This window comes from Stenotrophomonas sp. YJH_SMC_80 (assembly GCF_059372495.1).
Window position 1 is genome coordinate 30139 of the sequence record NZ_JCAFVP010000017.1, and the last position, 25150, is coordinate 55288.

24 protein-coding genes are annotated in these 25150 nt (G+C 68.0%); 11 read left to right on the forward strand and 13 right to left on the reverse strand.

What is annotated here, in order from left to right; translation table 11 throughout:
* The first annotated feature begins 64 nt into the window (after nucleotides 1-64).
* The 10 genes from AC5P99_RS19220 (at nucleotide 65) to AC5P99_RS19265 (ending at nucleotide 11808) form a co-directional block, all read left to right on the forward strand.
* On the forward strand, nucleotides 65-1000 hold the full coding sequence (locus tag AC5P99_RS19220; RefSeq protein WP_495213445.1) for a TIGR03571 family LLM class oxidoreductase: 936 nt from the start codon (nucleotides 65-67) through the stop codon (nucleotides 998-1000).
* A gap of 121 nt (nucleotides 1001-1121) precedes the next feature.
* Entirely contained in the window at nucleotides 1122-1433 is a 312-nt protein-coding gene (locus AC5P99_RS19225) for a DUF3817 domain-containing protein (protein ID WP_049403974.1), read from the forward strand.
* 153 nt (nucleotides 1434-1586) lie between these two features.
* Complete coding sequence (locus tag AC5P99_RS19230; RefSeq protein ID WP_495213446.1) at nucleotides 1587-2783, forward strand: MFS transporter; 1197 nt, start codon at nucleotides 1587-1589, stop codon at nucleotides 2781-2783.
* Complete coding sequence (locus AC5P99_RS19235; RefSeq protein WP_049403971.1) at nucleotides 2780-3973, forward strand: isochorismate synthase; 1194 nt, start codon at nucleotides 2780-2782, stop codon at nucleotides 3971-3973. The genes AC5P99_RS19230 and AC5P99_RS19235 overlap by 4 nt, the downstream gene beginning before the upstream one ends.
* Nucleotides 3970-5622, forward strand: coding sequence for a (2,3-dihydroxybenzoyl)adenylate synthase (locus AC5P99_RS19240; RefSeq protein ID WP_495213447.1), 1653 nt, complete (start codon nucleotides 3970-3972; stop codon nucleotides 5620-5622). Before AC5P99_RS19235 ends, AC5P99_RS19240 begins: the two co-directional genes overlap by 4 nt.
* The gene (locus tag AC5P99_RS19245) at nucleotides 5622-6254 is read left to right on the forward strand and encodes an isochorismatase family protein (protein ID WP_495213448.1); all 633 of its coding nucleotides are present in this window, start codon (nucleotides 5622-5624) and stop codon (nucleotides 6252-6254) included. Before AC5P99_RS19240 ends, AC5P99_RS19245 begins: the two co-directional genes overlap by 1 nt.
* Nucleotides 6254-6520 (forward strand): phosphopantetheine-binding protein, encoded by a 267-nt coding sequence (locus tag AC5P99_RS19250; protein WP_495213449.1) that lies wholly within the window; start codon nucleotides 6254-6256, stop codon nucleotides 6518-6520. Before AC5P99_RS19245 ends, AC5P99_RS19250 begins: the two co-directional genes overlap by 1 nt.
* Nucleotides 6517-10407 carry an enterobactin synthase subunit F gene (locus AC5P99_RS19255; protein ID WP_495213450.1) on the forward strand — a complete coding sequence of 1297 codons (3891 nt, stop codon included), beginning with the start codon at nucleotides 6517-6519 and terminating at the stop codon, nucleotides 10405-10407. Before AC5P99_RS19250 ends, AC5P99_RS19255 begins: the two co-directional genes overlap by 4 nt.
* On the forward strand, nucleotides 10398-11156 hold the full coding sequence (locus tag AC5P99_RS19260) for a 2,3-dihydro-2,3-dihydroxybenzoate dehydrogenase (RefSeq protein ID WP_495213451.1): 759 nt from the start codon (nucleotides 10398-10400) through the stop codon (nucleotides 11154-11156). Before AC5P99_RS19255 ends, AC5P99_RS19260 begins: the two co-directional genes overlap by 10 nt.
* Before the next feature lie 205 nt (nucleotides 11157-11361).
* Nucleotides 11362-11808 carry an REP-associated tyrosine transposase gene (locus AC5P99_RS19265; RefSeq protein WP_329753930.1) on the forward strand — a complete coding sequence of 149 codons (447 nt, stop codon included), beginning with the start codon at nucleotides 11362-11364 and terminating at the stop codon, nucleotides 11806-11808.
* A 496-nt stretch (nucleotides 11809-12304) separates the two neighbouring features.
* Here AC5P99_RS19265 and AC5P99_RS19270 read toward each other — a convergent pair whose 3' ends face one another.
* The 4 genes from AC5P99_RS19270 to AC5P99_RS19285 are packed head-to-tail and all read right to left on the reverse strand — an operon-like array spanning nucleotide 12305 to nucleotide 16226.
* Nucleotides 12305-12673 (reverse strand): DUF2894 domain-containing protein, encoded by a 369-nt coding sequence (locus AC5P99_RS19270; protein WP_005413695.1) that lies wholly within the window; start codon nucleotides 12671-12673, stop codon nucleotides 12305-12307.
* Nucleotides 12663-13301, reverse strand: coding sequence for an OmpA family protein (locus AC5P99_RS19275; protein WP_005409939.1), 639 nt, complete (start codon nucleotides 13299-13301; stop codon nucleotides 12663-12665). Before AC5P99_RS19275 ends, AC5P99_RS19270 begins: the two co-directional genes overlap by 11 nt.
* A complete protein-coding gene (locus AC5P99_RS19280; protein ID WP_043035246.1) occupies nucleotides 13298-15562 on the reverse strand; it encodes a DUF802 domain-containing protein in 2265 nt (754 codons plus the stop codon). The genes AC5P99_RS19275 and AC5P99_RS19280 overlap by 4 nt, the downstream gene beginning before the upstream one ends.
* Before the next feature lie 10 nt (nucleotides 15563-15572).
* Nucleotides 15573-16226 carry a DUF3348 family protein gene (locus AC5P99_RS19285; protein WP_033835609.1) on the reverse strand — a complete coding sequence of 218 codons (654 nt, stop codon included), beginning with the start codon at nucleotides 16224-16226 and terminating at the stop codon, nucleotides 15573-15575.
* A gap of 145 nt (nucleotides 16227-16371) precedes the next feature.
* Here AC5P99_RS19285 and AC5P99_RS19290 point away from each other — a divergent pair, with 145 nt between their 5' ends.
* Nucleotides 16372-17292, forward strand: a complete 921-nt coding sequence (locus AC5P99_RS19290) for a M14 family metallopeptidase (RefSeq protein ID WP_005409936.1) — start codon at nucleotides 16372-16374, stop codon at nucleotides 17290-17292.
* On the opposite strand, the gene eptA is transcribed toward AC5P99_RS19290, so the two are convergent.
* The 9 genes from eptA to AC5P99_RS19335 form a co-directional block, all read right to left on the reverse strand.
* On the reverse strand, nucleotides 17196-19007 hold the full coding sequence (gene eptA / locus AC5P99_RS19295) for a phosphoethanolamine transferase EptA (protein ID WP_123958661.1): 1812 nt from the start codon (nucleotides 19005-19007) through the stop codon (nucleotides 17196-17198). The two genes, AC5P99_RS19290 and eptA, sit on opposite strands and share 97 nt — an antisense overlap.
* Before the next feature lie 73 nt (nucleotides 19008-19080).
* Nucleotides 19081-19467, reverse strand: a complete 387-nt coding sequence (locus tag AC5P99_RS19300) for a diacylglycerol kinase (RefSeq protein ID WP_123958660.1) — start codon at nucleotides 19465-19467, stop codon at nucleotides 19081-19083.
* 59 nt (nucleotides 19468-19526) lie between these two features.
* On the reverse strand, nucleotides 19527-20759 hold the full coding sequence (locus AC5P99_RS19305) for a sensor histidine kinase (protein WP_024958596.1): 1233 nt from the start codon (nucleotides 20757-20759) through the stop codon (nucleotides 19527-19529).
* Entirely contained in the window at nucleotides 20756-21430 is a 675-nt protein-coding gene (locus AC5P99_RS19310; RefSeq protein ID WP_032962486.1) for a response regulator transcription factor, read from the reverse strand. The genes AC5P99_RS19305 and AC5P99_RS19310 overlap by 4 nt, the downstream gene beginning before the upstream one ends.
* Nucleotides 21431-21534: 104 nt before the next feature.
* The gene (locus AC5P99_RS19315) at nucleotides 21535-22068 is read right to left on the reverse strand and encodes a Cif family virulence factor (protein WP_005409931.1); all 534 of its coding nucleotides are present in this window, start codon (nucleotides 22066-22068) and stop codon (nucleotides 21535-21537) included.
* 68 nt (nucleotides 22069-22136) lie between these two features.
* Nucleotides 22137-22484, reverse strand: coding sequence for an RcnB family protein (locus AC5P99_RS19320; protein WP_049471372.1), 348 nt, complete (start codon nucleotides 22482-22484; stop codon nucleotides 22137-22139).
* A gap of 134 nt (nucleotides 22485-22618) precedes the next feature.
* Nucleotides 22619-24055 carry an efflux transporter outer membrane subunit gene (locus tag AC5P99_RS19325; protein WP_123958658.1) on the reverse strand — a complete coding sequence of 479 codons (1437 nt, stop codon included), beginning with the start codon at nucleotides 24053-24055 and terminating at the stop codon, nucleotides 22619-22621.
* Nucleotides 24052-24936, reverse strand: coding sequence for an HlyD family secretion protein (locus AC5P99_RS19330; RefSeq protein WP_005409928.1), 885 nt, complete (start codon nucleotides 24934-24936; stop codon nucleotides 24052-24054). Before AC5P99_RS19330 ends, AC5P99_RS19325 begins: the two co-directional genes overlap by 4 nt.
* Nucleotide 24937: 1 nt before the next feature.
* Nucleotides 24938-25147: a DUF1656 domain-containing protein gene (locus tag AC5P99_RS19335; RefSeq protein WP_032962478.1), complete on the reverse strand. Its 210-nt coding sequence runs from the start codon at nucleotides 25145-25147 to the stop codon at nucleotides 24938-24940.
* Between the last annotated feature and the right edge of the window lie 3 nt (nucleotides 25148-25150).

Genomic DNA, 25150 nt, shown 5'->3' on the forward strand with positions numbered 1-25150 from the left:
AGTGTTCTTCCGGTAGTGGGCGGCGCGTCATCGTTGCCGCAGGCCTGCACGCTAAGCTGGCGGCATGAGTGATTTCAATCCTGCTTACGCTGCCTTGTTTCCGCAACAGGGCCTGAGCCTGGGCCTGATGACGCCTGTCGCCGCGCATGGACTGGCCGATCCGCATGAGGCGCGGCGCATTGCGCGACTGGCCGATGATCTGGGCTTTGCCGCATTGTGGACGCGTGATGTACCACTGATGGTGCCGCAGGGTCCGGACGCGACAGCAAGCGCGCTGGATGACCCGTTCCTGTGGCTGGGCATGCTGGCTGCCGCGACCGGACGCATCGTGGTCGGCAGCGCGGCCATCGTGCTGCCATTGCGGCAGCCGCTGCAGGTGGCGAAGTCGGCCTTGAGTCTGGACCGGATCAGCGGCGGACGGTTCGTGCTGGGCCTGGGTTCGGGGGACCGCCCGGAAGAATTCGCCGCATTCGGCGAGGATCTGGAGGGCAGGGCGGCGACCTTCCGCGAGCGCTGGACGTTGCTGCGCGCGGCGCTGTCACCGGAGGCCGATGAGCGGAGCGTCGTACTGCAGGCCACGGGTGGCTTCGACGTGCTGCCGGCGCCGGCAGCGCGCATTCCGATGCTGGTGGTGGGTACCGCGCGGCAGAGCCTGCAGTGGATCGCGCGCGAGGCCGAAGGCTGGGCCACCTATCACCGCGAGGAGGCCGCGCAGGAAGGACGCATCGGCCTGTGGCAGCAGGCGCTGGCGCAGCGCGGCGGACCAGGCAAGCCGTTCGTGCAGTCGATGCTGCTGGATCTGCAGGCCGATCCGCAGGCGCCAGCCGAGCCGCTGCCGCTGGGCCTGAAGGTCGGCCGCGATGGCCTGCGTGACTATCTGCTGCGCGTGCATGCGCAGGGCGTGGCGCACGTGATGTTCAACCTGGTCGACAACGGGCGACCGATGGACGCGGTGCTGCGCGAGATCGGGGAGCAGGTTCTGCCGTACATGCTCCGGTAGGTGTCCACCTCGGTGGGCTCCAGCGGTCGAGCACGGCCCCACTCTACATGAGGTTCGCATCTGCGTATCATTCGCATTTGATACCCCGATGCCGGAGCTTCGCGTGACCCAACGTTCCCCCATGCACCCGACCGGCCGTCTGTTCGCGGCGGTCGCTTTCATCGAGGCCGTGACCTGGGCCGGCCTGCTCATCGGCATGTGGATGAAGTACGGCCCGATGGCCAACGTGGCGCTGGTGAAGGTGTTCGGGCCGCTGCACGGCGTGGCCTTCCTGGTCTATGTGGCAGTCACCCTGTTTGCGGCGGTGCGCCTGCGCTGGCCGTGGTGGGCCAGTGCCCTGGCCCTGTTGGCGGCGATCCCGCCGCTGGTGACGCTGCCGCTGGAGTGGTGGTTCAAGCGCCGTGGCCTGCTCGGCCTGCGTGCAATGCGCTGAACCCGCTGTTGCACGCCCATTCAAGAGAATGGGTATCAAATGCAAATACGAGCCGTTATCATTTAAGGGTGGTGCCTGGTCCTGAGCAGGGCCGGTGCCGGGCGGGGTGCGCAGGTGCGCCTGGCCATCCTTTCCTGTTACGGCTGGTGTTCCATGCATGCACGTCCCGTCGTTCCCGGCTTGCCGGCGCTGGTGTTGGCTGCCCTGATCGGCACCATGGCGATGATGTCCTTCGTCGCCGTGATCGGCCCGGTGGTCCGCATGCTCGGCTTGTCCGAGTGGCATGCCGGCCTGTCGGTCACCGCCGCAGGCGTGTTGTGGATGCTGGCCGCGCGCCCCTGGGGCCAGCTCAGCGACCGCATTGGGCGCAAGCGCGTGCTGATCCTGGCGATGAGTGCCTATACGGCGGTCTACATCGCACTGGCGGTGTTCATCGACGTCGCCCTGCAGGCGGTGCCGCCGGTACTGGTGTCGGTGCTGGTGCTGGTCGGCGCGCGTGGCCTGATCGGCCTGTTCTACGCGGCGGTGCCTCCTACCGCAGCCGCGCTCATCGCCGACAAGGCACCGACCGGCCAACGTGCGAAGTTCCTCGCCCGCCTGGGTAGCGCCAACGCGCTGGGCATGGTGCTCGGCCCGGCCGCCGCGGGCTGGCTGGCCTATACCAATCTTTCGCTGGCGCTGTACGTGGCCGCGTTGCTGCCGTTGCTGGCACTGGCATTGCTGGCCTGGCGGCTGCCGGCTACACCACCGGTGGTGGGCGCGTCCGCACAGCGCCGCACGCCGATGAGCCGTCTCGACGCGCGCCTGCGCCTGCCGCAGCTGGCAGCGTTCATCGCGATGGTCTCGGTGACCATCGCGCAGGTCACGGTCGGCTTCTTCGCGATTGATCGCCTGGGCCTGGATGCGGCGGCCGGTGCACGCATGGCCGGCATCGCACTTACCGCCGTTGGTGTCGGCCTGATCCTGGCGCAGGCGCTGGTGATGAAGCTGGAGGTACATCCACGCCGTTGGATCGTCCTTGGCGCCCTGATTTCCGGCATTGGCTTTGCTTCGGTGGCGGGCGTGCAGCAGGGCTGGCAGTTGCCGGCGGCGTACGCGTTGGCCGCGTTTGGCATGGGCTTCGTATTCCCCTCGTTCCAGGCGCTGGCCGCCGATGCGGTGGAGGCGCACGAGCAGGGCGCCGCCGCCGGCACCGTCGCTGCCGCGCAGGGGCTGGGCATGGTGGCCGGGCCGATGCTCGGCACGCTGTTGTATCGCGGCGGGCCAAGCCTGCCTTACCTGCTGGTCGGTGCGCTGCTGCTGTTGCTGTGCGCGCTGGCTGCAGCGCATCGGATGAAGGAGACCCCATGAACGATTCCCTGATGCAGGGCGCGTGGCCGGAGGCTGCGCCAGCGCCGCTGGACAGCACCGACGACGCGTCGCTGTTCCTGCTGCAGCATGCCGGCCAGCACGTGCATGCACGCGGCTGCCGCGCCACGCTGCCGGCCGGTGCACTGGCGACATTGGCAGAACGCGTCTCGGCGTTCTTTGCCCGGCAGCGTGGCGGCCCGGGCCTGCTGGTTGGCGCAGTGCCGTTCGAACCGCGTGCGGACGATGCGCTGTTCCAGCCCGAGCGCCTGCTGCCGGCGCTGGCACTGCAGCCGCAGGCCGCACCGCCGCTGGACGGTGCCCTGCGCGCCGAGCCTGCGCCGCAGGACTATGCGTCAGCGGTTGCCGCGGCGGTGCAGGTACTGCGCGCGCCCGAACTGAGCCTGCAGAAGGTGGTGCTGGCGCGCAGCCTGCTGGCACGCACCCGCCAGGCGCTGTCTCCGGACGTGCTGCTGGCACGCCTGGGCGCGGATCCGTCGGTGGCGACCTACGCGGTGCCGTTGCCGGTGGAGCTGGGCCAGGCACCGGCCTGGCTGGTGGGGGCGACGCCGGAACTGCTGCTGCGCAAGCGCGGCGCCGAGCTGTTGTCGCATCCGCTGGCCGGTTCCGCGCGGCGCAGCGCCGATGCCGCCGAGGACGAGCGTGCGGCGCAGGCGCTGCTGGCCTCGGCCAAGGACCACGACGAGCACCGCCACGTGGTCGAAGCCATCGTCGAGGGCCTGGCACCGTACTGCAGCCACATCGATGCGCAGCCGCGCCCGGTGCTGCATGCCACCGCCAGCATGTGGCACCTGGGCACCCGCATCCACGCCACCCTGAAGGATCCGCAGGCGTCTGCCGCCGAACTGCTGGCGCAGCTGCACCCCACGCCGGCAGTCTGCGGTACGCCACGGTTGGCGGCGCTGCAGCGCATCCGCGAGCTGGAACCGGTGCCGCGCGGCTTCTACGCCGGTGCCGTGGGCTGGTTGGACGCGCAGGGTGACGGCGACTGGTACGTGGCGATCCGCTGCGCGCGCCTGCAGGGCACGCAGCTGCGCCTGTATGCCGGTGCCGGCATCGTCGCCGAGTCACACCCCGAGGCCGAGGTGGCCGAAACCGCAGCGAAGTTCGCTGCCCTGTTGAACGCGCTGGGTGTCCATGAATCCGCGCCCGCCATCGAGCCTGCCGCATGAGTACCTCCACTGACTCTTCCCGCCTGCCGCTGCAGCAGGTGTGGCCCGACACGCTGGTGGCGCGCTATCGCGAAGCCGGTCACTGGCGTGGCGAGACCTTCCCGGGTTTCCTGCGCGAGCGTGCAGAGCGCTACGCCGATGACATCGCGGTAGTCGCCGGCGACGTACGCCTGAGCTATGCGCAGCTGTGGCATGAGGCAGGCCGCATCGGTGCGGGCCTGCTGGCGCTCGGCCTGCAGCCTGGCGAACGGGTGCTGGTGCAGCTGGGCAATACCGCCGGGTTCATCACCACGGTCTGCGGCCTGTTCCGCGCCGGCCTGGTGCCGGTGTATGCGTTGCCGGCGCACCGCATCACCGAGCTGGTCCACTTCGCCAACAAGGCGGAAGCCAGTGCCTACATCACCACCACACTGCACGATGGCTTCGATCATCGCGGGTTGGCAAGGGCGCTGCAGGCCGAAGTGCCGGCGGTTCGCCATGTGGTGATCGACGGCGATGCCGCGGAGTTCATCGCGCTGGAGGCACTGCAGGGCGATCGCAGCCAGCTGCCGTCCGATCCGGACCCGCAGTCGGTGGCGTTCCTGCAGATATCCGGAGGCAGCACCGGGCTGTCCAAGCTGATTCCGCGCACCCACGACGACTACATCTACTCGTTCCGCGCCAGCAATGACCTCTGCGGCATCGACCGCGACAGCGTCTATCTGGTCGCGCTGCCGGCCGCGCACAATTTCCCGATGAGTTCGCCGGGCTTCTTCGGCGCACTGTATGCCGGCGCCCGCGTGGTGCTCAGTCCCGGTCCCGGTCCGGATGCGGCCTTCCCGCTGATCGCCCGCGAGCAGGTGACCTGCTGCGGGCTGGTGCCGCCGCTGGCGTTGCTGTGGGCACAGGCCGCCGCCACCAGCAAGCATGACCTGTCCAGCCTGCAGGTACTGCAGGTAGGCGGCGCCAAACTGGTGCCGGAAGCCGCACGGCGGGTGATCGATGGCCTTGGCTGCACGCTGCAGCAGGTGTTCGGCATGGCCGAAGGCCTGGTCAACTACACGCGGCTGGATGACCCGGAGGAGCTGATCGTGGCCTGCCAGGGCCGGCCGATCAGTCCGGATGATGAAGTGCGCGTGGTCGATGACCATGACCAGCCGGTGGCCGAAGGCGAGGTAGGGCATCTGCTCACCCGTGGCCCGTACACCATCCGCGGCTACCACAACGACGCGGTGGCCAATGCGCGCTCGTTCACCGACGACGGCTTCTATCGTACCGGCGACCGTGTGCAGCAGCTGCCCGGAGGCTACCTGGTGGTGCAGGGCCGCGCCGGTGACCACATCAACCGTGCCGGCGAGAAGATCTCCGCCGAAGAGATCGAAGATCACCTGCTGGCCCACCCTGGTGTGTTCGATGCGGCCGTGGTCTCCATTCCCGACGAGTACCTGGGCGAGCGCAGCTGCGCCTTCGTGATTCCGCAGGGCGAGCCGTTCAAGGCGCCGGCGCTGAAGTCCTGGATGCGCGGGCGCGGCCTGGCGGCGTTCAAGGTGCCCGACCAGGTCGTGTTCGTCGACAGTTTCGATACCACCGCGGTCGGCAAGATCAGCCGCCGCGAACTGCGCGCGCAGTTGCGTGCGCATCATCTGCAACAGACAGGAGGAACGCGCTGATGGCGCTGCCCCGTATCACCCATTACCCCTTGCCGACCGCCGCCGAACTGCCGCAGGCACGCGGCCCGTGGCGCCCGCAGCGCGATCGTGTCGCCTTGCTGGTGCACGACATGCAGCGCTACTTCCTGGCCGCATTCGATGCCGGCAATGCACCGCTGCGGCCGGCCGTGGACAACATCGCACGCCTGCTGGCGCATTGCCGCGCGCACGGTATTCCGGTGTTCTACACCGCCCAGCATGGCGACCAGGATCGCCGTGACCGTGGCCTGCAGGCCGACCTGTGGGGACCGGGCATGCGCCGCAGCGCCGACCATGAACCGATCATCGACGCGCTGGCACCGCAGTCGGGCGAGCACGTGCTGGTCAAGCACCGTTACAGCGCGTTCCAGCGCAGCAACCTGGAGACGCTGATGCGGGTGCGTGGCCGCGACCAGCTGCTGGTGACCGGCGTGTACGCGCATATCGGCTGCACCGCGACCGTGGTCGAAGCGTTCCAGCGTGATATCGAGGCCTTCATCGCCGCCGATGCCGTGGCGGACTTCTCGCGCGCCGATCACGATCAGGCGCTGCACTGGATCGCGCGCACCAGCGGGGTGCCGATGACCACCGACCAGCTGCTGGAGGTGCTGTGATGGCTGCCACGGGTGAGGTGCTGGATCTGGAGCGCATGCGTGCCGACGTGGCGCGCGTTCTGGAGTGCGAGCCAGCAGAGATCGGTGACGACGACAACCTGATCGACCTGGACCTGGACTCGATGCGCATGCTCGGCCTGGTCCTGGCCTGGGGCAACACCGGCCTGCCGCTGGAGTTCTCGCAGTTGGCCGAACACACCACGCTGCGCCAGTGGTGGAACGCTGTGCAGACGCTGCAGACCGCGCAGACCGCGCAGAACGCATGAACGCCGCTGCGCTGGCCACGCCGGTGGCATTGACCGAGGCCCAGGCCGGACTGTGGTTTGCACAGCGGCTGGCGCCGGACAATCCGTCATTCAATACCGCGCACGCGGTGTGGATCGATGGCCCGCTGGACGTGACCGCGTTCGTTGCAGCGGCAGACCAGGCTGCGTTCGAAGCCCAGGCCTTTGCGCTGCGCTTTGCCGAAGGGGCCGATGGCCAGCCGCTGCAGTGGTACGACCCGGCACACGTGCCGCTGCTTTCGGTGCGTGATGTGTCCGCCGAGGCTGATCCAGCCGCTGCGGCACGCAGCCTGATGCACGCCGACCGGCTGAGCCCGGTCGACCCCGCCCGCGACCGGATCAGCCAGCAGGTGCTGATTGAGCTGGGCGGGCAGCGCTGGGTCTGGTACCTGCGGGTGCATCATCTGGCGGCCGATGGCTATGGCATGGCGCTGTTCACCGATCGCGTGTGCGCGTTGTACGCCGGCCGCATGGGTGAGCCACTGCCGGGGCTGGCGGGCGTGCTGGCCGATGATGCCGCTTATCGTGCCGATCCGCGCCGCGCGCTGGCCGGGCAGTGGTGGCGTGAGCACATGCAGGGCGCACCGGCAGGCGTGGGCCTGGCCGGCACGCTCGCGGCCAGTGACGACGCGCTGCGCTGGGTGCAGCCGCTCGATGCGGCCTTCCGTGAGCAGCTGCTGCAGGCCTCGGTGCGTTGGCTGCAGCCCTGGCCGGATGTGCTGGCCGCGTTGTCGGCCGAGTACCTGCGGCGGATGAGCGCGGCCGATGAAGTGGTGCTGGGCGTGCCCTACATGGGGCGGCTCGGCAACGCGTCGGCGCGGGTGCCGGCGATGGTGATGAATGTGTTGCCGCTGCGCGTGGCGGCCGGCGAGGGCAGCGTGGAGGCCTTCACCCGCGGCCTGGGCCGGCAGCTCAGCCAGGGTCGCAAGCACGGCCGTTACCGCGGTGAGCAGCTGCGCCGGGACCTGGGCCTGGTCGGCGCGCAGCAGCGCCTGCACGGTCCACTGGTGAATGTGCAGCCGTTCTACAAGGCACTGACGCTGGCCGACGTGCAGGCGACGCTGGAGGTGCTGTGCACCGGGCCGGTGGATGACCTGACGCTGGGCTTCCGTGGCGATGGCCAGGCGCTGCTGGATCTGGAGATCGAGGCCAATCCCGCGCTGTACAGTCGCGAGGATGTCGAGGCGCACGCGGCGCGGCTGCTGCATTTCGTATCGGCGGCGCTGCAGGCTGACGATATCGCAGCCGTGCCCCTTGCGACGCCCGAGGAGGCGCAGCAGGTGCTGCAGGAATTCAATGCCACCGCGCACGCGCTGCCGGAGACGACCCTGGTCGAGCTGCTGCAGCAGGGCATGGATCGGGACCCACACGCGCCTGCGCTGGTGTTTGGCGACGCTGCTTTGGATTACGCAACGCTGGAAGCGCGCAGTTTCGCGCTGGCGGCGCAGCTGCGGGCGATGGATGTCGGCCCGGGCAGCGTGGTGGCGGTGGCATTGCCGCGCTCGCTGGAGCTGGTGATCGCGCTGGTCGCGGTGCTGCGCGCAGGCGCGGCCTATCTTCCGCTGGACCTTGCGCATCCCGATGAGCGACTGGCGCGTATTCTCGCCTCGGCACAGCCTGTGTGCGTACTGGCTGCGGCCGAGGATTCGGCGCGCATGGCCGGCGTACCGGTGCTCGCGCCGGAGCAGTGGACCGCGCTGAGCTTCGCCGCGCCATGGGCCGATCCGGCGCCCAGCGATGCGGCGTATGTGATCTATACCTCCGGTTCGACCGGCGAGCCGAAGGGCGTGGTCATCGAACATCGTGCCATCGTCAACCGCCTGCTGTGGATGCGCGAGCACTACAGCATCCGTGCCGACGACCGCGTGCTGCAGAAGACCCCGGCCACCTTCGATGTCTCGGTCTGGGAATTCTTCCTGCCGCTGCTGTGTGGGGCCACCCTGATGGTCGCCGGGCCTGACGCGCATCGCGATCCCACCGAACTGGCGCGCTTGATCCGTGGGCATGGGATCACCACGGCGCATTTCGTGCCGTCGATGCTCGATGCCTTCCTCGCTGCGCCGGCTTCGGCAGGGCTGCAGCTGCGCCGGGTGTTCACCAGCGGTGAGGCGCTGGACGCATCGCTGCGCGATCGTTTCCATGGGCGCGTGCAGGCCGAGCTGCATAACCTGTATGGCCCGACCGAGGCCGCAGTGGATGTCAGCTACTGGCCGGCGTCGGCGCAGGATCGCTCGCGGCCGGTGCCGATCGGGTTCCCGGTCTGGAATACCCGCCTGTACGTGCTGGACGCGCGGATGCAGCCGGTGCCGATAGGCGTGGCCGGTGACCTGTACCTGGGTGGCGTGCAACTGGCACGTGGCTATCTCGGTCGCGATGACCTGACTACCGAGCGCTTCCTTGCCGATCCTTTCCTGCCGGGCGAGCGTATCTACCGCACCGGAGACGTGGCACGCTGGCGGCGCGATGGTGCGGTGGAGTACCTGGGCCGCAGCGACCACCAGGTGAAACTGCGCGGCCTGCGCATCGAGCTGGGCGAGATCGAGGCGGCACTGCGCGAGCTGCCTGGCATGGAGCGGGTGGAAGTGCTGCTGCGCCAGGATGCTCCCGGCGATGCGCGTCTGGTGGCCTATGTTCCAGCGGCGCATGCCGACGCCGTGACGCTGCGCAGCCACCTCGCCACGCGTGTGCCGGACTACATGGTGCCCTCGGCCTTCGTTGGTGTGGACCACTGGCCGGTGACCGCCAACGGCAAGCTCGATCGCAACGCGTTGCCGAAGCCACCGCAACTTGAAGTTGCCGGCTTGGCACCGCGCACGCCGTTGGAACAGGAGCTGGCGTTCCTGTTCGCACAGGCGCTTGGGCGTGAGGTGCCGGTGGCGGTGGATGCGGATTTCTTCAGTCTCGGCGGTGACTCGCTGTCGGCGGTGCACCTGCTGCTGGCGATCGAACAGCGCTGGCGCTGTGATCTGGGTCTGGGTGCCTTGTTTGCGCAGCCCACCGTGGCCGCACTGGCGGTACGCATTGCCGAACCACCCGCGCTGGCCGATCACGCACTGGGGCCAGTGATCGCGCTGGCCGCGACCGACGCTGCCGGGCCCACGCCGCTGTTCGTGCTGCACCCGGCCGGGGGGATCGCCTGGAACTACCGCACCCTGGCCCGGGCACTGCAGCCGGCACGCCCGGTGTATGGCCTGCAGTCGCCGGCCCTGGACGCGCGGCTGCCGCTGCCAAGCAGCATCGAGGCGATGGCCAACGACTACGTACAGCGCGTGGTCGCATTGCAGCCGAAGGGGCCGGTGCATCTGCTGGGCTGGTCGGTGGGTGGCATCCTCGCCCAGGCGATGGCGGTGCGCCTCCACGAGATCGGGCGCGAGGTTGGCGAGCTGGTGCTTCTGGACGCCTATCCCAGCGAGTGCTGGCGGGCCGAGCCGGAACCCGATGCCATCGCTGCATTGCGGGCACTGCTGGCGATTGCCGGTCATGACCCGGATGCGCATCCGGAACTGGACAGCCGTGAACGCATTCTGGCGTTCCTGCGGCGTGGTGGCAGTGCACTCGGCAGCCTGCCGGATGTGGTGCTCGACGGCGTGGTGCGCGCGGTGACCGGCACCAATCGATTGATCCGCGAACACATCCACCAACCGTTCGATGGCACGCTGGTGCACGTCCGCGCGGGCCGTGATCACCAGGCGCGACCACAGCTGCAGTCGGCGCTGTGGCGGACGCATGCGCGCAAGGTGCAGGCACTGGAACTGCCGTTCCTGCACGCCGAACTGACTGGCCGCGATGCGGTGGCGCAGCTGGCACCGTGGTTGTCGGCGCGGTTGCGCCAATGGGACGAGCAACAGGAGATCGCAACATGCAGTTGACCGGTTTTGAAGGCCGCGTAGCGTTGGTGACCGGTGCCTCCGGTGGCATCGGAGAGGCGCTGGCACGGCTGTTGGCCGAGGCCGGCTGCACGGTGGTGGCGACCGATCGCGAGGCGCCGCGCATGGCCGATACCCGGGTCAGGTCGTTCGCACTCGATGTGACCGACAGCGCCGCGGTGGACGGCTTGGTGGATCAGGTCGAGTCCAGTATCGGGCCGATCATGCTGGCCGCCAGCGTGGCCGGCGTACTGCATGTGGGCAGTGTCACCGAAACCGGCGACGATGACTGGCGCCGGGTGTTCGCGGTCAATGCCGATGGCGTGTTCCATGTCGGTCGTGCTCTGGCGCGGGTGATGTCGCCGCGCCGGCTGGGCGCAATCGTTACCGTCAGCTCGAATGCGGCCGGCGTGCCGCGGCACGGCATGGCCGCCTACGCCGCGTCCAAGGCCGCGGCCACCATGTTCACCCGCTGCCTCGGGCTGGAGCTGGCGCCGCTGGGCATCCGCTGCAACATCGTCGCCCCGGGGTCCACGTTGACCCCGATGCAGACCGGCATGTGGCAGGACGAGCGCGGTGCCCAGCGGGTAATCGCCGGTAACCTGGAGACCTACAAGGCCGGCATTCCACTGCGCAAGCTGGCCACCCCCGAGGACATTGCGCACTCGGTGATGTTCCTGCTCTCCGACCAGGCCGGGCACGTGGCGATGAGTGATCTGTACGTCGACGGCGGCGCCACCCTGCGCGGCTGAACCCCGACGCCCGCCTGCCGGCAGTGGTAGTGCCGGCCGCTGGCCGGCAACCCACAGCTCCGGTAGTGCCGGCCGCTGGCCGGCAATCCATAGCCCCGGTAGTGCCGGCCGCTGGTCGGCAACCTCATTCAACTTCAGACATCTCCCAACCTCCATCGAGGCATGGCCCGACAGCCAACGCCCAATGATCGACCCACCATGGCGCATGAGCAGCCATCGCCTCCGCCTGGGCCGTCACTCGATCATCGGCCAGTCCTACGTTCTGACAACCACGACACACCAGCGCCGCCGGCTCTTTGAAAGCGAAGCTGCAGCAGCATGTGTAATCGACCAGTTCCACTACATCGAACAGCGCGGGCTCGTACAGTCATACGCATGGGTCGTCATGCCGGATCACGTCCACTGGATGTTCGAGCTGCGCGCAGCTCACCTTCCCGACATCGCGCGCCGGATGAAATCGTCGAGCGCGCTCGCCCTGAATCGCCTGGTGGGGCGTCGATGTACGGTCTGGCAGTCTGGCTACTTTGATCATGCCGTGAGGGCCGAGGAGTCGCTGGCGCAGCAAGCGCTGTACATCTTGGGGAATCCGGTGCGCGCCGGTCTTGCTGGGCAGATTGGCGAGTATCCGTATGCATGGTCGGTCTGGTTGTGATGCCGGCCAGCGGCCGGCACTACCAGTGAATGTTCAGCGCAGCCATTCGCTGTTCAGCGCCGCTTGCGCGCGCGTCGGCGATGGTCGGCCTGGTTGTGATGCCGGCCAGCGGCCGGCACTACCACAGCAAAGGCGAAGCGCAGCGCAGATTGCGTTCCGGCGCACTGAGCACCCTCGGTGGTAGTGCCGGCCGATGGCCGGCAACCTCATGACCTGCGCGGAGATGCATGGCTGCCGGCCAGCGGCCGGCACTACCAGTGAATGTTCAGCACGGCCATTCGCTGTTCAGCGCCGCTTGCGCGCGCTTCGGCCGTGGTCGGTCCGGTTTGATGCCGGCCAGCGGCCGGCACTACCACAGCAAAGGCGAAGCGCAGCGCAGATTGCGTTCCGGCGCACAGAGCACCCTCGGTGGTAGTGCCGGCCGCTGGCCGGCAACCCCATGACCCGCGCGGAGATGCATAGCTGCCGGCCAGCGGCCGGCACTACCAGTGAATGTTCAGCGCGGCTTGCGTGTCCGCTTCGGCTTCGCGGTATCTGCACCGCTGGCGGCGCCGTCCTGCAGCGCCTGCAGCCACGACAACGTATCCACATAGTCGATGAAGTGCCGCAGGTAGCCGGGGCTGGTGGCCTGCATCGTGTCCAGCATGCGCTGCACCAGCACCGCCGAGTTCAGCGGGCCGCCGTCGGCCGGGGCCTCGGTGCGCAGTGAGCGGCGCACCTGCAGTTCACTGCGCAGCTCCGACCACTCGCGCTGCACCTGCTGCAGCATCGGCACCTGCGGGTAATGCGGCAGCGAGCGCGACCCCGCATCGAGGTCGCGCACCAGTGCGCGCAGGCCTTCGAGCGCTGGCGGCTTACTTGGCATCCGGAGCCTTGGGCTTGGGAATCGGCGCGATTTCCACGCGGCGGTTGCGTGCGCGGCCTTCCTCATTGGCATTGGAACTGACCGGCTGCTCGCTGCCGAACGCGGCGGCGAACACGGCGTCAGCCGGTACGCCATCGGCGATCAGGGTGCGGGTCACGGTCAGCGAGCGCTGCGCGGACAGCTCCCAGTTGTCGGCGAAACGCCGGTTGCCTTCGCGTACCGGCGCGTCATCGGTGAAGCCGCTGACCATCAGGATTTCTTCGCGGCTGCCCAGGTAGGCGGCCAGCGGCGCGGCCAGGCTGCGCAGCAGCTCCTGGCCTTCCGGCTGCAGCTGGTCGGAGTTCAGCGCGAACAGCACGCTGCCGCTGATGCCGATGCGTCCATCGACCAGGGTCACGCGACCGGCGGCCAGCGGGCCAGCCAGTGCCTGCTCCAGTGTCTGCAGGCGCTTGGCTTCGGCCTGGCGCTGCTTCACTTCCTGGTCCAGCCGCTGCGACAGCTCCAGCTGCACCGCGACCACACCGACCAGTATCAGCACGAACGCGCCCAGCAGCACCGACATCAGGTCGCCGAAGGCGGCCCAGATCGGGGCATGCGAGCCGCCATCGACCTCCAGCTCGTCGCTCATGCGCTGCCGGCCTTGCCGCGGCGCGCGGCCAGCTGCTGCAGTTCCTCCATCACCTGCTTCTGCGACAGCAGGCTGAGGTCGACCACCTCGCGCGCCTGCGCCACGTAGTAGGCCAGCTGCTCATCGCTGCGGGCCAGCGAGGCATCCAGTGCGCCGCCGATCTGTTCCAGGCGGCCGGACAGCTCGGTGGAGGCGCTGCCGAACTGCGCGACCGCTTCGCCGAAGCTGCTGGCCAGCTGTCCGACGTCGCCCGCGCTGCCGTGGAGCGCTGCGGCAATGCCATCCAGCTTGCCGGTCTCGGCGGCGATATGGTCGGTGAAGCGGTTGCCGACGCGTTCCAGCAGCTCGGCCGAGCCACCGACCAGTGCGTCCACAGCGGTGCGCTGTTCGTGCGAGGCATGGTTGATCGCATCCAGCAGGGTCTGCACGGTGGCCAGCAGGCGTCCGCGCTCCTCCAGCATCGCGTTGTCACGCACCAGGCTCTCGGACAGCGTGCTGCGCAGCTCGTTGATGACGTCGGCTGCGGCCTTGGGCGCGGCGGCGGCGGTCTGCAGCAGGGTGGACACTTCGGCCAGCGTGGCGCTGGCCTGTGCGCGACCATTCTCGCCGATCTGCTGTGCGGTCTCCGCCAGCGTGTCGCAGACGCGCTGCTGCTGCGCGGCCAGGCGTTCGCCATTGGCCTGCAGGCGCTCGGCCAGCTCGGTGGAAACGTGCTGCAGAGCATCGCTCCAGCGCTGCAGGCGCTGTTCGTCGCCGGCCTGCAGCTGCGCCTGCAGGGCGGCGTGGGCCTGCTGCAACTCGGCGCTGACCGCGTCCCAGCGCGCCTGGCGTTGCTGCTCGCGGCTGTCCAGGCTGGCCTGCAGTTCGGCGTGCGCGGTCGCGGCGCTGGCCTGCGCGGCCTGCCACTGCTGCGAGCGCTGCGCTTCATGATCCTGCAGCAGCGACTGGCTGGCGCTGTGCTGCTGCTCCAGTGCCTGCAGCAGCGCCTGCGCACGCGCGTCCAGATGCTCGCTGGCGGCGATCAACGCCTGCTGCTGACGTTCGACCAGCGCAGTATTCAGGGCCTGCTGCTGTTCGGCGGCAGCACGCAAGGCCTCCGCATTGTCCTGTGCATCGGCCTGCAGGCGCTCGCCGATACGTGTGACCAGCGCTTCGGCATGCGTGGCCTGGCCATCGCTGAAGGCCTGCAGGTGCTGGCGCAGGTCGCTCACCAGTGCCTGCTGTGCCTGGGTCTGTTCACTCACCACCTTGGCCCAGCTGGCCTCGGTTGCGACGCGGCTGCGCTCGAAACCGTCGCTCAGGCCGGCCAGCTGCTGCTGCACGGCCTGCTCGACGCGGGCATGCAGTGCTTCGCCGTGATGGGCCAGGCCAGCCAGGGTGGTCTCGGCCATCGGCTGCAGCGCGCCACCGATGGCGGCGGCGCTGGCTTCAGCTCCTTCGCGCAGCGACTGCTGCAGCGAGACCGCCAGGCGTTCCTGCAGTGCCTGGCTCTGGGTCAGGAACTCGGCCTGGCCGGCCAGCAGGCGCTCATTGGCGGCCGCACTGTGCTGTTCAAAGGTGCTGGTCATCGCCTGCAGGCGGTCGACCAGCGCCGGCAGCGCCGCGGACTGTGCCTGCAGCAGGCGCAGCGACTCGGCGCGCTGCCAGGCCTGCGAGTACGGATGCAGGTCGCCGGAAATGGCGCGATCCAGCTGCTGCACGGCCTGCAGGCGGTCACGACGCAGCAGCGCCGCCAGCAGGCCGAGCATGGCCGAGCTGGCCACACCGGCGATCGAGGTGCCGAATGCCACCGCCAGACCCTGCACCGGCGAGGCCAGCGAGCCGCGGATCGCGGCCATGTCGGTCGCGCTCTGCAGGGCCAGTCCGGTGCCACGCAGCGTGTCCATCATGCCCAGCAGGGTGCCGAGCATGCCCAGCAGCACCAGCAGGCCGACCAGGTAAGGGGTCAGCACCGGAGCGGGCAGGGCGGTACGCTCGCCTTCCACGCGCAGGCGCACGGCGTTGCGCAGGCCTACCGGTACGCGCTCCAGCCAGGGAGCGAGGCTCTCCTTCGCGCTGGACAGGTCGTTCAGTGCGCTGCGCAGGCCGTTGCTGGCCTGGCGGTAGCGGTACAGCTCCACGCCACCGGCGATGTAGCAGGCCGCGATGATCGCCGCCACCGCTGCACCCAGCGGATGCACCGAAACATAGCCAATGCCGATCCAGCACACGGCCAGCAGGCCGACAAGGAAAACAACGACATGGAAAGCAGTTCTGGACATGGTGTTCCGGTCAGTGGGAGCGCAGGGCGTCTTGCAGCCCTTCGATCGGGTGGAAGCGCAGCTGCAGCTCGGCGAGCAGCAGGGTGCGCATGTCATGGCGGAAGGCCGCGCGCCAGCCGGGCTGGCCGTGCACGCGTTCAAAACGGGCACCGAGCACGGCCGGCGCAGTGGCCAGCAGGCTGTGCTCGCGCGGGGTGAGGGTCTGTTCCATCACCGCATCGACCTCGGCCAGCCGCGCCAGCTCGGGCGAAACCTGCACCAGCTGGTCGCGCAGGCGGCCGCGCAGGCGCCCGGTGGCGGTCTGGATGGCCTGCTGCAGTACCCGATAGCGCTGGCGCAGGGAGGCGAAGTTGGGTGCAGCGGCAGCTTCGGCCAGATCCAGCAGGCGCTCGGCCTCGGCGTCCTCACTGATCGAGGCCAGCAGGCTGGCGTGCGCCTGCGCGCAGTCGGCCAGCACATCCTCGACCGCCTCGGCGGCTTCACCGGGCTCGGGCAGGCGTCCGCCGAGCGCCCCGGACAGGGCCACGGCACGGCTCCAGTCCACCCACTGGCCGAGGCGATCGGTCAGGGCGGGACTGCTGGCCGGCATCGCGCCGTCGCTGAGACGGGCGAGCAGGCGGAGGAATTCCGGTCCACCCAGGACCGGCTGCGCTGCTTTCGCCATCAAGGGGTGAGGGGCCAAAAACCGTTGATTTTACAACCAGATGACCCGGCCTGGATGAAGGCGGGGCCGGGCGGGGGCGCCCGCAGGCGCGACAAGGCTTAGAATGTCCGGCTGCACCCATCCGTTCGACCCCTGGAGTTCCCCAATGACCGTTGCGCAGTTCTACCCGATCGGCACCCCCGGACAGCCCTGGGGCGACGCGGAACGCGCACAGTGGCGGGCCCGCCAGCAGCGCCAGCGCAGCTACCACGATGACGTTGTGGCAGCGCTCGAGCGCCTGGACGACAGCTTCGATGTGATCCAGTACGGCCAGCTGGACTATGCGCCGGACCATTACCCGCTGTTCGCCGTGGTCAACCACGACTGGAACCCGGCGCTGCCGACCGCACTGATCACGGGTGGCGTGCATGGCTACGAGACCAGCGGCGTGCATGGCGCCCTGCAGTTCCTGGAACAGCAGGCTGAGCGTTACCTGGGCCGGCTGAACCTGATCGTGGCACCGTGCGTCAGCCCGTGGGGCTACGAGCGCATCCAGCGCTGGAACCCGGATGCCATCGACCCCAACCGCAGCTTCCGTGACGGCGGCCAGATCGAGGAAGCGGCCGCGCTGATGGCCTGGGTGGCAGAGCGCAAACCGAACCTGCTGGTGCACCTGGACCTGCACGAGACCACCGACAGCGACCTGCACGAGTTCGATCCGGCGCGCTGCGCCCGCGACGGCAAGCCGTTCGAGCGCGACACCATTCCGGATGGCTTCTACGTGATCGGCAACAGCGAAGACCCGCAGGCCGAGTTCCAGAAGGCCCTGATCGCCGCGGTCGCGCCAGTCACCCATATCGCCCCGGCCGACGCCGAGGGCAACCTGGTCGGCCTGCCGCTGCAGTCGCCGGGCGTGGTGTGGGGTGAGTCGCGTTCGATCGGCGCCTGCGCCGGCTTCACCGACGCGCGCTTTGCCACCACCACCGAGGTCTACCCGGACAGCCCGCGCACCAACCCGCAGGAGTGCAACGACGCCCAGGTCGCGGCGGTGTGTGCGGGCCTGGATTTCGCCCTGGCGGCGCAGTAACGCGCCACGTTGCGGGCAGCGACCGGCATCAACCGGCGCCGTTCTTTGGCTGGCGAGGTGGCCACAGCCGGCGAAGCCGACGCGCGGCAGCCGGCGAAGACATCCAGATCGCGCCGGTACACCGTGCTGTTGACCCCGAACAGGCCCAGCAGTGAGTGGAAGACATTGTCGTGGCTGTGCGCCCGGTGCAGGGCATTCCCGCGCAGGCAGGCCAGGTCCACGCCCGCGTTGCGGCTGAACTCCGGTGAGAACCACATCACCATCGGCACCTGGGTCTGCTCGCGCGGCGCGATGAAGTAAGGCGTGCCGTGAAGGTACATGCCACGTTCGCCGAGCGACTCGCCATGGTCGGACACATAGATCAGCGCGACATCACGCTGGTCCGAATAGCCCTGCAGCAGGTCGATGGTCCTGCCAAGCATGCGGTCGGTGTGGACCAGGGTGTTGTCATAGGTGTTGACCAGCGCCTCGTTGCTGCACTGCTGGATCTGGTTGCTGTCGCAGGTCGGACTGAATGCCCGCGACTGTGCCGGGTAGCGTTCGAAGTAGGTCGGGCCGTGGCTGCCAAGCTGGTGCAGCACGACCAGGGCGTCACCGTTCATGGCGTCAATGCGTGTACCGAGCTGATGCAGCAGCACCTCGTCATAGCAGGTGCCGTCGGCATTGACACATTGGCCGGCCACCTTCAGCGCGGGCATGTCCTCGGTCGGCACGCGTTCGCACACGCCTTTGCAGCCCCCGTTGTTGTTGTTGCGCCAGAGCACGCTGATGCCGGTGCGCTGCAGGATGTCGAGCACGTTCTCCTCGGTCGCTGCGCGTACATCGTCATACTGGCGGCGGGTCATCTGCGAGAACATGCACGGCACCGAGATCGCCGTTGCGGTTCCGCATGAGGAAACATCACTGAAGCTGATGACGCCTTCCTTGCGCGATAGCCGGGGATTGGTCGCGCGTGGGTAGCCGTTGAGCTGGAAGTTCTGTGATCGCGCGGTCTCGCCGACGACCATGACCACCAGCTTCGGACGCGGGCCCGGTACGCGCCGTGCGTCCATGCCGATCGGGCGCAAGGGTTGCTGGCGGGCGCTGTAGAGGCCTTTCAGATAACCGTGGGTATGGCGCACGACATTCAACGGCAGCACCTGGTCACGGAGATAGCGGTTGTTGCGCAGCAGCGAGGAGTAGTCCTTGTAGAACGCGAAGCCGATTGCCAGCAGTACCAGCAATGACGCCAGAGCGCTGGCCGGCCACACCAGCAGCGAACGTATCGAGCCGGCCCCGCTGGTGGTGCGCACCAGGGCGAGCCCGGCAGCAGGCAGCACGCCCAGCGCCAGCAGGGTCAACAGTAGTGGCAGCGACAGATAGGCGTTCAGTTCGGCCTGGTTGGTCTCGAACACGTTCTGCACCATGCTGCGATCGATCAGCACGTTGTAGTGCAGCATGAAGTAGCTGCAGGCGGCGCTGACGACAACGAGCAGCACCAGCAGCGGCCTGCGCAGGAACGGCAGTGCCAGCAGTGGCGTCAGCAACAGGTTGAACAGGCAGAACAGCACCACCGGCAGGCTGGCCAGGAACAGCACGCTGCGCACGCTGTTGAGGTCGACCAGCCCCCACAGCGTCTTCCAGAGGGCGATGTTTCCAATCGTGGTGAAGAACAGTGCGACGGCCCAGACCAGAACGATCGGATGGGGCCGTGGAAAACGGCGGCATTGACGCACGAGCAGGTTCCGTGGAGCGGGAGTGCGCGCAGTATCGAAACCGCTTTATCAGGAAGTTGTCAGGTTGGGCGGACTAGCCCAGCAGGATGACGCCCCACACCGCGCCCACCATCAACAGTGCGGTGGTCTGCGCGGCGCTGCCCATATCCTTGGCGTTCTTTGACAGTGGATGCTGTTCCAGGGAGATGCGATCAACCACCGCTTCGATCGCCGAGTTGAGCAGTTCCACCAGCAGGCTGATGAAGCAGACCGCAAGCACTATCGCGCGCTCGACCGCGCTGATGTCCAGTACGAACGCTGCAATGATCAACAGCGCGTGCAGAAGCAGCAGCTGGCGAAAGGCTGCCTCGCCGCGGAAGGTGGCGACGAATCCATCGCGCGAATGGATGAGGGTGTGGAAGATGCGGTTCAGGCCGGTCTTCCCGTGCGGGTACTTGCCGCTGTCCTTGGGGTGCTGCATGCGGTTTCCGCCGTGAAGTGAGCAATCCCCAGCATGTGCACGCGTGCGTCAGGAAATCGTCAGAGGGGCCACTCCAGGCTGAACCGGCATCCCTGCTGCGATGAATGCACCGTCATCCTCCAACCCAGGTGCTCGACGATGCGCTGCACGATCGACAACCCCAGCCCCTCGCCGCTGTGCACGCTACCGGGCACGAAGCGCTGGAACAGCTGTGGATCGATACTGGAGGGCAGGCCGGGCCCCGTGTCGGCGACGATGAGTGCGGCGTCGTGGAGGGTGATCCGGACTTCGCCGCTTTCGGTGTACTGGCAGGCGTTGCGCAGAAGGTTCCAGATCACGCTGTGCGCAAGATCCGCGTTGGTGTGCAGCACGGTGTCATGCCGGGCATCAAACGCAACGATCACCGGCTTGCCGGAAAGCCACGGCTGGCAGCGATCCATGCAGCATTCAACCAGCGCACGCAGGGCCACCTCGTTGCGTGGCACGGTGCTGGGGGCGCGAGAGAGCAGCAGCAGGCAGGTCAGCTGGCGCTGCATCTCCTGGGTGGTGCGCAGGATGCGCTCGGCACTGGGAACCAGGTGGCTGTCGGCCGGAAGCTGGCAGGCCAGCGTCTCGGCAGCACCACCGATGATGGCCAAGGGCGTGCGCAGCTCGTGGCTGGCATCGCCGCTGAAGCACTGTTCGCGATGCAGGAACCGTTCGAGCTCGTCACTATGGCGGGCAAAGGCGCGCGCGAGCACGCCGATCTCATCGCGTGCGTCCTGGTAGGGAAAGGGCTTGTGGCCGTCCTGCACCGCATCGGCCAATCGTGTGATGGGCGCGATGACGTGGGTCGCGACCTTGCGACCGATCAGGAAGGCGCCAAGCACGCAGATCGAAATGACCAGTGCCGCAAAGGCATTGATCAGGTATTCCAGATAGCCATAGGGGGCTGCGTCCTGCAGCAGGTAGTAACGTTGGCCGGCACTGTCGAACACGCGCAGGTGCCACTCGTTGGGTGCTGCTTCGCCGTGATATCCCGGGCCATATTGGCGCAGCACGACAGGCACGTCCTGGGCATCGAACAGTGCGCTGCCGGAGGGCAGGTCGGGACGCCGACCACGGGCGAGTTCGTCCTGCAGGCGGCGTACTTCATTGTCCTGGGTCCGCGCGACGACAGCGGCCCGGACCTGGTCGTAGTCCACCTGTTCCGCCAGTACGATGAAGCCCATGGCACCGGCCATCAACAGCACGAACGAGATCGTGATGCGGGTGCGCAGGCTCAGGCGGCGGTAGAGGGAGGCACGAGTCACGCCTGCATGCGCCAGCCGACGCTGTGCACCGTGGTGATCAGCGCGGTGTCGAAGCTGCGGTCCACCTGCAGGCGCAGCTCATGGATGTGGGTTCGCAGCGCGCCGCTGTCCGGTGGCTCGTCGCCCCAGACCAGGTACTCCATTTCCTGCTTGCGCACCACGGCCGGCGCCGCACGCACCAGGCACATCAGCAACTTGTGCGACGTGGGCGTCAGCGCAATGCAGCGGCCTTGCCGCCAGGCTTGTGGCGAGCGCGTGTCCACCTGCAGGTCCTTCCACGCCAGCACGCTCTGGACCTGGCGACCCTGCGCCCGTCGTACCAGGGCCTTGATCCGCGCATCCAGTTCCGTCAGCGAGAACGGTTTGACCAGGTAGTCATCCGCGCCCAGGGCCAGGCCCTGCACGCGGTCTTCGACTGGATCGCGCGCGGTCAGCATCAGGATCGGCACCGGGTTCTGGAACTCCTGGCGCAGCTTCTGGCACAGCGTCATGCCGTCCAGCCGCGGCAGCATCAGGTCCAGCAGGATGGCGTCGTAGTCGTGCTGCGTGGCCCGGCGCAGTCCGCTGGCGCCGTCGCGGGCGTCGTCCAGGACGTAGCCCAGCGGTTCAAAGAAGGCATACAGGTTGGCAACCAGCTCGGGGTTGTCTTCGATGATCAGCAGGCGGGTCATGGCATGCGTCCTTGCGCGTGGCCGAACTCTGCCCGATCGCTGGCCGAATGCCAATGCCCTTGCTGAATGGATCGCGGCCTGGGTTCGGCCCCGTCAAGCGACGTTCAATCGGCCGGGCTGCGTGAATCGCGGACCGAGTAGATCACCGAGAAGATCTTCCAGCCCTGTTCGGTGCGGATCAGCTGCCACATTTCCTTGCCCCAGTTGGTCTTCACCCCATCGTCGTGGAAGCTGTAGTCAAACGAGACCGAAGCCACATCACCATCCGTCTCGATCTTCGTGTTGGAGAACTTCTCTTCCTTCGGCTTCGGCGAGGCCACCGCCCCGTCGATCAGCGCGATGAAGTTGTTTGCAGGAATCTGCCGTGCCTTGATTGCATCGGGCTTGGCCTTGCGGATGTCCTGCAGGCGCACGTCCTCGGAAACGAACTGCCAGCCGATGTCTTCTGGTTTGTCCGAGAAGAACAGGCCCATGTAGGTCGGCTTGTCCTTGTTGATCAGCGAGGTGCGGAACGCTTCGACCACCTGTTCGATCGCTTTTACATCCGCCGCTGATGGTTGCTGGCTAGCGTGGGCCGGCTGGCCTGCGATGAGGCCAACAATGAGAAACGCGCTCTGGAATCCGGTGGTTCGCATCATTCATGTCGGCCGCAGTGTGGTGGGAGCGCGCCAGGGCCACGGCTACAGGGCCCCGGCGCGCTCCGCATTCAACGATGCAGCGCGTCAACAATCAAGCCGGTGGCGATCTCCACCAGCAGGTACTCGTTATCGGACTGGCGCACCCAGCGTCGGTCGCGGCCCGGCTCGCGCAGGTCATAGCGCGCGTAATCGTTCACCCAGTAGCGGCGGTCCACTTCAGCCCAAGGTAGGCGATCGCCACGACGCCAGGCCTTCTTCTGCCAGCCCGGCGGCGGCGCTTCGCGGTGGTGCGGGCCGCCTGCGTGCGGCGGCGGGCCGTTGCCTCGGGCGTGATGCGGCGGATCGGCGAAGGCGGGGGCCGCGGCCAACGCGGTGGCTGCGCTCAATGCGATGGCAAGCAAACGTGTGGTCTTCATGGGGATGCCTCCGACATGGCCGCAGCATGCGGCGCTGTGGCGGGAATATAGGGCAATCCATGTGAATGAATGCGGGTGTAGGCGGTAATTTTCTGAACAGACGGCGGGGCCTGAAGTCGTCGCCAGGCAGCGGGTCATTGGACCGCGCCCGGGGCCGAATCCGTTGCGGCCCAGCCTCCGCCCAACGACAGGAAAAGATCCATCTGCCCGTCAATGCGCTCCGCGCGCGAGGCGGCCAACGCGGACTCCGCATCTGCCAGCTCGGCCTGGGCCGAAAGCACGTCGAGAAAATCGATCCTGCCGAAGCGGTAGAGTTGCTGTGCCTGTTCGGTGGCCCGGGCTGCGTCCCGACGCGCGTGCGCCAGGCTGCGCTCGCGTTCAAGCTCCTGCGTGCAGGCAGAAAGCGCGGTCTCGGTCTGGCGCAGTGCCTGCAGCACGATGCCGTCAAAGGAAGCGAGAGCGGTCTCCGCATTGGCACCGGCCGCCGCGATGCGGGCCTTGGCTACGCGGCGGTTGGGCCAGTGCCATGACAGTATGGGGCCGATGCTCGCACCGAAGCCGTCGGCAGACAGCAGATGCGCCGGTGTGCCGGCCACGCCCGAAGAGGCGCCCAGGGTGATCTGCGGATAGAGAGCCGCCGTCTCGAGACCGATCATTGCAGTCGCGGCGGCCAGGCTGCGTTCGGCTGCGCGTACGTCAGGGCGCCGCTGGAGCAGCTGCCAGCCGTCACCGATCGGCAATGCTTGCTGCAGCTCAGGGGGCTGTGGGCACCCTTCTGCTTCCCTGGGATAGTCTGCCGGGACTTTGCCCATCAGTGCGGCCAGTTCGAACAGTGAGGCCTGCCGTTCCGCCAGCAGGTGCGGTATCGCCGCCGCGCTGCGATTGACGGCGGCACCGGCACGGCTGACATCGAAGTCCGTTCCGCGCCCGCCGGCAGCAAGGCGTCGGGTTGCCTCCAGCGTGGCGCGCTGTATCGCCAGCACCTGCCGGGTTGCAGCGAGCGTGTGATTGCTTGTGCACACCTGGAGATAGGCACGGGTGACGGCCGCAGCGACGACCACGCGAACCTGGTCGCGTGCCGCAGCAATCGCCTCCGTGTCCGCGTTGGCGGCTTCGATGCCGCGGCGGATGCCACCTGCGAGATCCAGCGGATAGGAGAGGTGGAGGCCCAGCGCGTACGACTGCGGCGCGGCCGACGCCTGGGTGTAGCCACCGGCATGGACGAGCGTGCCCGATGCATCCACGTCCCCTTGCACGGCACCGCGCGCGCGGTACTCCAGCACGGTCGCGCTGGCGCGCCGGAGGTTGGCATCGGCGGCGCGCAGGTCGGTATTGGCCGCCAGAGCATCGCGTACGTAGGCGTCAAGCTGGGGGTCGCCATACAGTTGCCACCATCGATCCGGTGGCGCGTCGTGGCTGAACGATGCCTCCTGGCCCGAGACGAACGCCCGCGCCGCCCGTGGGGAGGCTGCGACAGCGCTCGCCGGCAGGTGATAGTCGGGGCCGGGCACGCAGGCCGTCATCGGCAGCAGCAGGGCAAGCAGCCCGCCACGTACTGTCCGCACGCTCACTTGCAGGCTCCCTGCGCCGAGGGGGTGATGGTCACACTCGCAGTGCGACCTACGATCAGCCGGGTATCCGGCGGCGCATCATCGATACGGATGCGTACCGGGATGCGCTGTGCCAGCCTCACCCAGGTATAGGTCGGCGCCACGGCGGGCAGCAGGTTGTGCGTGCTTGAGCGCTGATCGTCGGCAATGCCGGCGGCGATGCTGTCAACGTGTCCGCGGACATCGTGGGTGTCGCCCATCAGCCGCGCCACCGCGGCATCGCCCTCGGTGATGCAGGCCAGTTTGGTTTCCTCGAAGTAGCCCTCGATACGCAGGCTGCGGGTGTCGATCAGCGCCAGCGCCTGCGCACCGGGTTGCAGGTAGTCGCCCGCATGCAGGTCCAGGTTGGTGACGATGCCATCGGTGGTTGCGCGCACTTCGGTGCGTTGGACATTGAGCTGGGCAACGCGCTGTTCGGCCCGTGCCTGCGCCAGGGCAGCCAGCTCGGTATCGACCTTGGCGGCATTGCGTTCGCGCGTTTCCGAGGCGACCAGGTTGCCAAGTGCGTTGTCCCGTGTCGATTCGCGGCGGGCCAGCGCCAGCGTGGCGCGAGCGCTGCTGACCGCTGCGTCGGCCTTCTCAAGCGCGGCAGCGAAGCGCGGTTGATCCAGCACCAGCAGCAACTCTCCGGCGCTGACCCGCTGGTTGTCGTGCACCAGCACCTGGGTGACCAGCCCCCCCATGTCCGATGCAACGCGCACCACATCGGCGCGCACCCGCCCATCCCGCGTCCACGGGCGCATTTCGTAACGATTCCAGAGGGAGAGCGCGGCAATGGCGGCAAGCGCACACACGGCCAGTGTTGCGCTCCAGCGCCCGATGACGGCAAGCAGGTGTTTCATTTCATTTCTCGAGCAGGGGCGAGAGCCGGATCATCAGCTCCGCCAGGATCACGAACAGGGACAGGCCCACCAAGGGCCGCGCGGCGAACAGCCGGTACAGGCCGAGACTGGCGAGCAGGCGCGAGGTCAGCATCGACAGCACCAGCGCGGCGGCGGCCACGGCGAGCAGGCCGGGAATGAGCACGCCATCAATGGAAAGATCAGAAAACATGAG